General features: G+C 68.2%; 10 protein-coding genes. All 10 read right to left on the bottom strand.

What is annotated here, in order from left to right:
• Positions 1–61: 61 nt before the first annotated feature.
• The 10 genes from N7E59_RS10555 to N7E59_RS10510 all read right to left on the bottom strand — a co-directional run bounded on the left by N7E59_RS10555 (position 62) and on the right by N7E59_RS10510 (position 9098).
• A complete protein-coding gene (locus N7E59_RS10555) occupies positions 62–328 on the bottom strand; it encodes a F0F1 ATP synthase subunit epsilon (protein ID WP_261624896.1) in 267 nt (88 codons plus the stop codon).
• Between the two features lie 87 nt (positions 329–415).
• Positions 416–1876: a F0F1 ATP synthase subunit beta gene (gene atpD, locus N7E59_RS10550; RefSeq protein WP_261624895.1), complete on the bottom strand. Its 1461-nt coding sequence runs from the start codon at positions 1874–1876 to the stop codon at positions 416–418.
• A gap of 81 nt (positions 1877–1957) precedes the next feature.
• Positions 1958–2845 (bottom strand): F0F1 ATP synthase subunit gamma, encoded by an 888-nt coding sequence (locus N7E59_RS10545; protein ID WP_261624894.1) that lies wholly within the window; start codon positions 2843–2845, stop codon positions 1958–1960.
• A gap of 104 nt (positions 2846–2949) precedes the next feature.
• Positions 2950–4572 carry a F0F1 ATP synthase subunit alpha gene (gene atpA, locus N7E59_RS10540; RefSeq protein ID WP_261624893.1) on the bottom strand — a complete coding sequence of 541 codons (1623 nt, stop codon included), beginning with the start codon at positions 4570–4572 and terminating at the stop codon, positions 2950–2952.
• Between the two features lie 87 nt (positions 4573–4659).
• Complete coding sequence (locus N7E59_RS10535) at positions 4660–5469, bottom strand: F0F1 ATP synthase subunit delta (protein ID WP_261624892.1); 810 nt, start codon at positions 5467–5469, stop codon at positions 4660–4662.
• Positions 5469–6029 carry a F0F1 ATP synthase subunit B gene (locus N7E59_RS10530; protein WP_261624891.1) on the bottom strand — a complete coding sequence of 187 codons (561 nt, stop codon included), beginning with the start codon at positions 6027–6029 and terminating at the stop codon, positions 5469–5471. The genes N7E59_RS10535 and N7E59_RS10530 overlap by 1 nt, the downstream gene beginning before the upstream one ends.
• A gap of 87 nt (positions 6030–6116) precedes the next feature.
• Entirely contained in the window at positions 6117–6323 is a 207-nt protein-coding gene (locus N7E59_RS10525) for an ATP synthase F0 subunit C (RefSeq protein WP_261624890.1), read from the bottom strand.
• 150 nt (positions 6324–6473) lie between these two features.
• Positions 6474–7286, bottom strand: coding sequence for a F0F1 ATP synthase subunit A (gene atpB / locus N7E59_RS10520; protein ID WP_390905044.1), 813 nt, complete (start codon positions 7284–7286; stop codon positions 6474–6476).
• Positions 7287–7503: 217 nt separating this feature from the next.
• Positions 7504–7929, bottom strand: a complete 426-nt coding sequence (locus N7E59_RS10515; RefSeq protein ID WP_261624889.1) for a hypothetical protein — start codon at positions 7927–7929, stop codon at positions 7504–7506.
• On the bottom strand, positions 7926–9098 hold the full coding sequence (locus N7E59_RS10510; protein ID WP_261624888.1) for an MraY family glycosyltransferase: 1173 nt from the start codon (positions 9096–9098) through the stop codon (positions 7926–7928). The genes N7E59_RS10515 and N7E59_RS10510 overlap by 4 nt, the downstream gene beginning before the upstream one ends.
• Positions 9099–9103 lie beyond the last annotated feature (5 nt).

The following is a 9103-nucleotide window of genomic DNA, read 5'->3' as shown; positions in this document are numbered from 1 at the left end:
CTCCGCCCTCAGGCGGGTCCTCCGACGGCGGCCGTGCGCGCGGAGTGAGAGGTGCCGGGTGTCAGCCCGAGGTGACTTCGGCGTCGTCGGCGACGATGGTCACCCGGTCGGAGTCGACCGAGAAGAAACCGCCGTCGATGTTCGCCGTCACCGGAGAGCCGGAGGTGGGCTCGATCATGAGCTCGCCCTCCGCGAGCAGCGCGAGCACCGGAGTGTGTCCGGGCAGGATCCCGATGTCACCTTCGATGGTGCGGCCGCGGATGGCCTTGGCGGCTCCGGACCACACCGCTCGGTCCTGTGAGACGACCTCGACGTCGAGTTCAGCCATGATGAACAGTCCTTCTCTGGTTGATCAGGAGGAGATCCGATCGGTCCGGCTCCCCCGCTCTGCGGCGGGAGGCCGACCGACGGAGGATCAGCCCTGCTTCTGGATCTCGTCCCACTTCTTCTCGACGTCGTCGAGACCGCCGACGTTGAAGAACGCCTGCTCGGCGACGTGGTCGAGGTCGCCGTTGCAGATGGCGTTGAAGCCCTCGACGGTGTCCTTGATCGGCACCGTCGACCCCTCCACACCGGTGAACTGCACCGCGGTGTAGGTGTTCTGCGACAGGAACTGCTCGATGCGACGTGCGCGGGAGACGACGATCTTGTCCTCTTCGGAGAGCTCGTCCACACCGAGGATCGCGATGATGTCCTGCAGCTCCTTGTTCTTCTGCAGGATCTGCTTCACCCGGGTCGCGGTGTCGTAGTGCTCCTGACCGATGTACTGCGGGTCCAGGATGCGCGACGTCGAGGTCAGCGGGTCCACCGCGGGGTACAGACCGCGTGAGGCGATGGCGCGGGAGAGCTCGGTGGTCGCATCCAGGTGGGCGAACACGTTGGCCGGCGCCGGGTCGGTGTAGTCGTCGGCGGGGACGTAGACGGCCTGCATCGAGGTGATGGAGTGGCCGCGCGTGGAGGTGATGCGCTCCTGCAGGACGCCCATCTCATCGGCGAGGTTGGGCTGGTAGCCCACTGCGGAGGGCATGCGGCCCAGCAGCGTGGAGACCTCGGAGCCCGCCTGGGAGAAGCGGAAGATGTTGTCGATGAACAGCAGCACATCCTGGTTCTGCACATCGCGGAAGTACTCCGCCATGGTCAGACCGGTCAGGGCCACGCGCAGACGGGTTCCCGGCGGCTCGTCCATCTGGCCGAAGACCAGGGCGGTGTCCTTCAGGACCCCTGCCTCCTCCATCTCGACCCAGAGGTCATTGCCCTCACGCGTGCGCTCGCCGACGCCGGCGAACACGGACGTGCCGCCGAAGTTGCGGGCCACACGGGTGATCATCTCCTGGATGAGTACGGTCTTGCCGACGCCGGCGCCGCCGAAGAGACCGATCTTCCCGCCCGAGATGTACGGCGTCAGCAGGTCGATGACCTTGATGCCGGTCTCCAGCATCTCGGTCGAACCCTCCAGCGCGGCGAAGTTCGGCGCCTGACGGTGGATCGGCCAGCGCTCGGTGACCTCCAGCTCGGAGGTCGGCATGTCGAGGGTCTCACCCAGGACGTTGAAGATGTGGCCCTTGACCGTGTCCCCCACCGGGACCGAGATCGGCCCGCCGGAGTCGCGCACCGAGGTGCCTCGGACCAGACCGTCGGTGGCCTGGACCGCGATCGCACGGACCAGGTTGTCGCCCAGGTGCTGGGAGGTCTCGAAGGTGACCACGCGGGTCTCTCCGCCGATGGTCAGCTCAGCGGTCAGGGCGTTGTAGATCTCCGGGATCGCGTCAGCAGGGAACTCGACGTCGACGACCGGTCCGATCACACGCGCGATCTTGCCGGTCGCGCCCTCCTGGACGGCTCCAGACGAGCCCTGCTCTGCAGTGGTGGCAGTCATCTCTCTCACTTCACTCGATGTCGGATGATGTCAATCGTTGTCTTCGTCGGGTCCGAGGCCGCCGCGCTCCGACCCGGTGGATCAGCTGTTGGCCAGCGCGTCCGCTCCACCGATGAGCTCCGAGAGCTCCTGGGTGATCTCGGCCTGGCGCGCGTTGTTGCGCAGCAGGGTGTACTTGCGGATGAGTTCGTCGGCGTTGTCGGCCGCGGACTTCATCGCCCGCTGGCGCGCCGCCAGCTCGGAGGCCGAAGCCTCGAGCATCGCGGTGTACAGGCGGGACTCGACGTACCGCGGCAGCAGCGCATCGAGCACCTCCTCCGGTCCGGGCTCGAAGTCGTACTCCGCACGCACTGCGGACTCGCCGTCGTCGTCGACCAGGGCCAGGGGCAGCATGCGGCGCACGACCGGGTCCTGCTTCACCATCGACTCGAACTCGGTGTAGACCAGGTAGAGCTCGTCGACTCCGCCGTCGTCGGTCGGCTGGACGAAGCGGCCGACCAGCTCGTCGCCGATCTCACGCGCCCGCTCGAGCGCAGGGTTGTCGGTGTTCCCCGTCCACACCTGGTCGTACTCCCGCTCACGGAAGTCGAAGTAGGCCTGAGCCTTCCGACCGTACAGGTAGGGACGGACCTCCTTGCCCTCCTCGCGCAGCAGGGCGAGCAGCTGCTCGCCGCGCTTGAGGACGTTGGTGGAGTACGCCCCGGCCAGACCGCGGTCCGAGGTCATGATCAGCACGGCGGCCCGGGTCGGACGCTCAGCCTTCTGGGTGAGCACGTGCTCGATCTCGTTGTGGGACGCGACGGCCGAGACGGCGCGGGTGATGGCCTCTGCGTAGGGCAGAGAGGCCTGCACCCTGCTGCGCGCCTTGCCGATGCGCGAGGTGGCGATCAGCTCCATCGCCTTGAAGATCTTCTTCATCGACGACGTCGATGCGATCTTCTGGCGGTAGACCCGAATCTGGGCTCCCATGCTTGTCCTTCCCTGAGGTGATCGGCTCCCTCAGCCGGCGGGCCGCGACGTCGGAGTGTCCGACGCCGCACCCGCCGACCGACGGAACGGCTGAGGACGACCGATCAGCGGCCGATCTCTTCCTGGTCGATGTCGTCTTCGGACAGCGCCTCGGTCTGCTCGTTGCCGACGATCGACTGCTTCTCCTCAGCGTAGAAGTCGCGCTTGAACGCCTCCACGGCCTCGTTGAGGGTGTTCAGCGTGTCGTCCTCCAGCTTGCCGGTGGAGGCCAGCACCTGCAGGACGTCGGTGCGACGGCGCAGGTGCTCGATCCACTCGGTCTCGAAGCGCTTGACGTCGGCGGTCTCGATCTCGTCCAGGTGTCCGTTGGCGCCGGCCCAGATGGAGACGACCTGCTCCTCGACCGGCATCGGCGAGTACTGGCCCTGCTTGAGCAGCTCGGTCTGACGCTCACCGCGGACCAGCTGCTGGCGCGTGGCCGGGTCCAGGTCGGAGGCGAACATCGCGAAGGCCTGCATGTCGCGGTACTGCGCGAGGTCCAGCTTGAGCGTGCCGGCCACCTTCTTCATGGCCTTGACCTGCGCGGAGCCGCCGACGCGCGAGACGGAGATTCCGACGTCGACCGCGGGACGCTGGTTGGCGTTGAAGAGGTCCGACTGCAGGAAGATCTGGCCGTCGGTGATGGAGATGACGTTGGTCGGGATGAACGCCGAGACGTCGTTGGCCTTGGTCTCGACGATCGGCAGACCGGTCATCGAACCGGCGCCCATCTCGTCGGAGAGCTTCGCGCAGCGCTCCAGCAGACGGGAGTGGAGGTAGAAGACGTCGCCGGGGAACGCCTCACGTCCCGGGGGACGACGCAGCAGCAGGGACACCGCACGGTAGGCCTCGGCCTGCTTGGACAGGTCGTCGAAGATGATGAGGACGTGCTTGCCGCCGTACATCCAGTGCTGGCCGATGGCCGAGCCGGCGAACGGAGCGAGGTACTTGACTCCCGCCGGGTCCGAGGCGGGGGCGGCCACGATGGTGGTGTACTCCAGCGCGCCGTTCTCCTCCAGCGTCTGACGCACCGAGGCGATCGTCGAGGCCTTCTGCCCGACGGCGACGTAGATGCAGCGCACCTGCTTGTCTACGTCTCCGGTCTCCCAGTTCTCCTTCTGGTTCAGGATGGCGTCGATGCCGATGGCGGTCTTGCCGGTCTGGCGGTCGCCGATGATCAGCTGACGCTGACCCCGACCGATCGGGATCATCGCGTCGATCGCCTTCATGCCGGTCTGCAGCGGCTCACCGACCGACTGACGCTGGACCACCGAGGGGGCCTGCAGCTCCAGGGCGCGGCGCCCCTCCGGGTCGATGTCGCCGAGGTCGTCGATCGGTGCGCCGAGCGGGTCGACCACACGGCCCAGGAACTCGTCACCGACCGGCACGGAGAGGACCTCTCCGGTGCGGTGGACCTCCTGGCCCTCCTCGATGCCGGTGAACTCGCCCAGCACGACCACGCCGATCTCACGGGTGTCGAGGTCCTGGGCGAGGCCCAGGGTGCCGTCGGCGAAGCGGAGGAGCTCGTTGGCCATGGTCGAGGGGAGCCCCTCGACGCGGGCGATGCCGTCGGACGCGGAGATCACGCGCCCGACCTCGACGCGCTCGGCGCCGGACGGGTCGTAGGACGCCGCGAACTCGTTCAAAGCATTGCGGACGTCGTCAGCGTTGATGGTCAGATCGGCCATCTGCGGTCCCTGCTCTCTGTAGTGTCATGGCCGCTGGGCGGCCGAAGGGTTCTTGCTGGGTCTTCTCATGGTGGTGAGGACGCCGCCTCAGCGGGCCATCCTCCGACGGAGCTCGCCGACCTTCGACGACACGGTGGAGTCGACCACCTCGTCGCCGACCTGCACGCGGATGCCGCCGACCACCGAAGGGTCGACCACGACGTCGAGCTTCAGGTCGCGGCCGAAGTAGCGGTTGAGTCCGGCCGAGAGCCGGTCGCGGTAGGTCTGGTCGAGGCTCTTCGCGACGGTGACCTGAGCGATCCACCGCTGCTGCCGCTGGGCGATCTGCTCGGCGAAGCGCTCGATCAGCGCCTCGGGACGCAGTCCGCGGGGCGAGGTCACCGCACGGTCGATGAGCAGCCGGGCCTCGTCCGAGGCGTCGCGGGAGAGCGCGGCGGCCAGCCGGAGCTTGGCCTCGGAGCTCGCCTGCTGGTCGGTCATCGCACGCTGGAGCTCGTGGGAGGACATCACGGCCCGACGGAGCTCGAGCAGGCTCGACTCGAGGGCCTCCAGACCGACCAGCCCCTCACGCTCGCCGCCGACGGCCACCACGTCCACTGCGATGACCTCGACCGCGTCGCCGAGGTCGCGCTCTCGGCTCCACCGCTGGGAGGCCAGAGCCTCCAGCAGGGTGACCGCACCCTGATCGGCCCGACCGCCGAAGAGCTCCCGGACCAGGCCGGCGCGCTCCTCCGCCTCGCGGGCGGGATCGGTCAGCGCACGGCGCAGTGCGGCCGAGGAGTCGAGCACGTCGAGGGCCTCGAACAGCTGCCGGGCGACGGTCAGGTCCGCCGACCGGACGGTCTGCTCCTGGTCGCGGCGCACCGTCGACAGGGATTCGCTGGTCACCGCCGCCATCAGTGCGCGGCCCCCGAGGTGTTGGCCTGCTCAGCATCCAGGTCGGCCAGGAAGCGGTCGACCACCCGCTGCGAACGGGCGTCGTCCTCCAGCGCCTCGCCGACGATGCGGCCGGCCAGATCGGTGGCCAGGGACCCGACGTCGTGGCGCAGCGAGGCCGCCGCCTGCTGGCGCTCGGCGGCGATCTGATGCTGAGCCTGCTCGGTGATGCGCGCCGCCTCGGCGGCCGCCTTCTCCTTGTGCTCGGCGACGATCTGTGCACCCTCCGCCCGGGCCTCTTCGCGGACGCGGGAGGCCTCGGCGCGGGACTCGGCCAGGTTCTTCTCGTACTCGGCCTTCATCGCCTCGGCCTCGGACCGGGCCTTCTCGGCCTCCTCGAGGCCGCCCTCGATCGCCTGGCGACGGTCCTGGTAGGCCTTCTCGAAGGCCGGGGCGATGAACTTGACGACGACGAAGAACAGCACGGCGAAGCCGAGGAGCGCGGCGATGATCTCCCAGAATGCGGGAACCAGAGGGTTGGCGTCCTCGCCGGCGGCGCGGAGCATCTCTGCCCTGATCATGTGTTCACCATTTCCTTAGTTCTGTGGTCTGCGGCGCGGCAGGCGCTCGACGAGGGCCTCCTCGCACCGACGTGGTCCGTCGTGACGTCAGTTGATGACGAACGCGAAGACGATCGCGAGGATGAAGACGGCCTCTGCCAGAGCGAATCCGAGGATGGCGATCGGCTGCAGGACCCGCTGGGCCTCCGGCTGACGCGCCACACCGTTGATGTAGGCGGCGAAGATCAGGCCGATGGCGATGGCGGAACCGAGGCCGGCGACACCGAGTCCGATCAGGTTCAGAGATCCAACCATGTCACTCTCTCACTTTCTGTGTTGGCCCGGTGGTGGTCACCGGGTCTTCTGGGTCGTTGCCTGCCCGAGCGTGCCGGTCAGACGTCGTACTGCGGAGGACAGCCCTGCCCGCCGCAAATCTTCAGGTGTGCGGTGCGCCGCGGCGCACCGTCAGTGCGCGTCCGCTTCGATCGCGCCTTGGATGTAGATGGCGGTCAGCAGGGCGAAGACGAACGCCTGGAGGACCATCATGATGAGCTCGAGGAAGTACAGCGGGACGAAGCCGAACAGGACGAGCACGCCGGTGGCGTTCATCCCCAGGGAGTCCTGCTGGACGATGAGGAACTCGGCGCCCGAGCCGGCGAGCATCACGATGATGTGGCCCGCGAGCATCACGGCCATCAGACGCAGCGAGTGGGTGATCGGCCGGATGACGAAGTTCGACAGGATCTCGATCGGCACCAGGAGCGGCAGCAGCCAGCCGGGGACTCCGCTGGGCACGGTGGCCAGCTTGAAGTAGCGCAGACCGTGGAGCCTGATCCCGACTCCGACCCAGGTGAACCAGACGATGCCGGCCATCGCGTAGGCCGCGCCGACGTGCGAGAACGAGGGGAGCTGCAGCAGCGGGACCGCGCCGACGAGGTTGTTCACCAGGACGAAGAAGAACACGGTGAAGATGAAGGGGACCCACGGCTTGAAGTGCTTCTCACCGAGGATCTCGCGGCCCAGCGTGTTGCGGGCGAAGGCGTAGCAGGACTCGCCGAAGTACTGCACGCGGGAGGGCACCAGCGCACCCCTGCGGATCGCGAAGGTGAAGAACCACGAGATCACGATGATCGAGAGCACGACCATCAGCATCTGCTTGCCGAAGCCGGTCCCCCACTCGGCCATCCACGGCAGGATGTCCGGGAGATGGGTCTCGCTGATCGTGGGGGGCTGGAAACCGCCTTCTTCTGCGGCGGCGACGGGCACGAGCGAATGCAACGCTGGTCCTCTCTGCGGTGTCCGTGAGTGGGCACAGGCCCCGGGCATCGTGAGTCGGATCGGGTCCGTCTCTCAGGGCGTCTCATCAGGCAGGCGGTGACCCTGCCGGGCGCGATCCTTGTGAATCCTACCAAAGTCCGCCGTGACACACGGCATGGCGGTGCGCCCGCTCCACTGTACTACGTCACGTAGAAATCCTCGGCATCCGCCCCGCGGCTCAGTCCTGCTGCGGCACGACGGTCAGGCGCATGCGGGCGAAGGCCCGCACCTGGGCGATCTGCCAGATCACCAGCACCGCGACCCCGGTGCACACCGCCCACGCCGGTTCGGCCCAGGAGGGCGGCTCGGGCACGCTGAATGCGAGCAGGAAGGCCGCCACCTTGAGCAGGAATCCGAGGAAGAACGCGGCGATGCTCAGCTGGGGGACGTGCCGCTCGGCCAGGTCCACCAGCAGCAGCGTCAGGCCCGAGAGCACGACGACCGCCCCTCCCCCGGCGGCGGCGCTCATCGCCGACTGGTCTCCGCCGACGACCAGGCCCAGTCCGGCCGCCGCCGCCGTCGCCAGCGTCCCGGCGGTCATGGCCCACAGGAGCACGAGGCGCCAGCCGGTCTGCTTGAGGTCCTGGTGCCGAGTCGGACTCATCGGGTCCCCTCCCGGCGTCGGTCGGCGCGGCGCCGCTCCACCAGGGCGCGCTGGGCGGCGGCCCTGTTCAGCCGCTGCGCCCGGAGGCGCAGCCAGGGTCCCAGGGTCAGGAGGATCGCCCCTCCGAGACTCAGCATCATCCCCAGGGCCACGAGCCATCCGGGCAGGAAGTTGAAGGACACCGTGCCGATTGCGAACAGAGCGGCCCACAGATAGAGCAGCAGGACCGTCTGCGGATGCGAATAGCCGCCGTCGAGGAGTTTATGGTGCAGGTGACCGCGGTCGGGCGTGAAGGGGGAGATTCCCTTCGCCGTGCGGCGCACGACGGCCAGCAGCAGATCCAGCAGCGGCAGCAGGGTCACCGCCAGCGGGAGCAGGATCGGCATATAGGCGGGCACGTTGCGGAAGCGGAAGCTGGTGTCGAGCTGGCCGAGGTCGGCGGTGACGGCCAGGGTGCCGGCGGCCATGACCAGCCCGATGAGCATCGCCCCGGTGTCGCCCATGAAGATCCGGGAGGGATGGAAGTTGTGCGGCAGGAAGCCGAGGCAGGAGCCGACGAGCACGGCCATCAGGAGGGTGACCAGGTTGGAGGCGTCGAACTCGTTGATCGTCAGCGTGAGCTGGTAGCTGTAGATGAAGAAGGCCGATCCGCCGATGGCCGCCACCCCGGCGGCCAACCCGTCGAGCCCGTCGATGAAGTTGAAGGCGTTGATGGTGGCCACCACCACCAGCACCGTCAGCACGGCCTGCAGGATCCCGTCGCCGACGCCGAACCATCCGACCGGCATCACTTCTAGCTGCACGCCGTGGACGACCAGCAGCACGGCGGCGGCCACCTGACCGCCCAGCTTCAGAGCCCAGTGGATGTCCCAGGCGTCGTCGGCCAGGCCCGTCAGCAGCGTCACCACCATAGCGGCGAACACCCCGCGAACGGGGGTGAGGTCGGCGAAGATCCCCGACAGGTAGGGGATGGTCGAGGCCGCGGCCAGCCCGAGGACCATGCCCAGGAACAGGGCCGCCCCTCCCCATCGCGGCATCGGCCCCCGGTGCACGTCACGGGTGCGCGGCGCCGTGCAGACGCCCAGCGTCAGGGCCGCGGCGCGGACCATCGGCGTGGCGACGTAGGTCACCACCGCCGAGACGGTGAGCACGATGAGGAAGTAGATCATGACCG

Source organism: Nesterenkonia marinintestina (genome assembly GCF_025420485.1).
GTDB classification, from domain to species: Bacteria; Actinomycetota; Actinomycetes; order Actinomycetales; family Micrococcaceae; genus Nesterenkonia; species Nesterenkonia marinintestina.
This window is presented reverse-complemented; position numbering and strand designations above follow the sequence as displayed.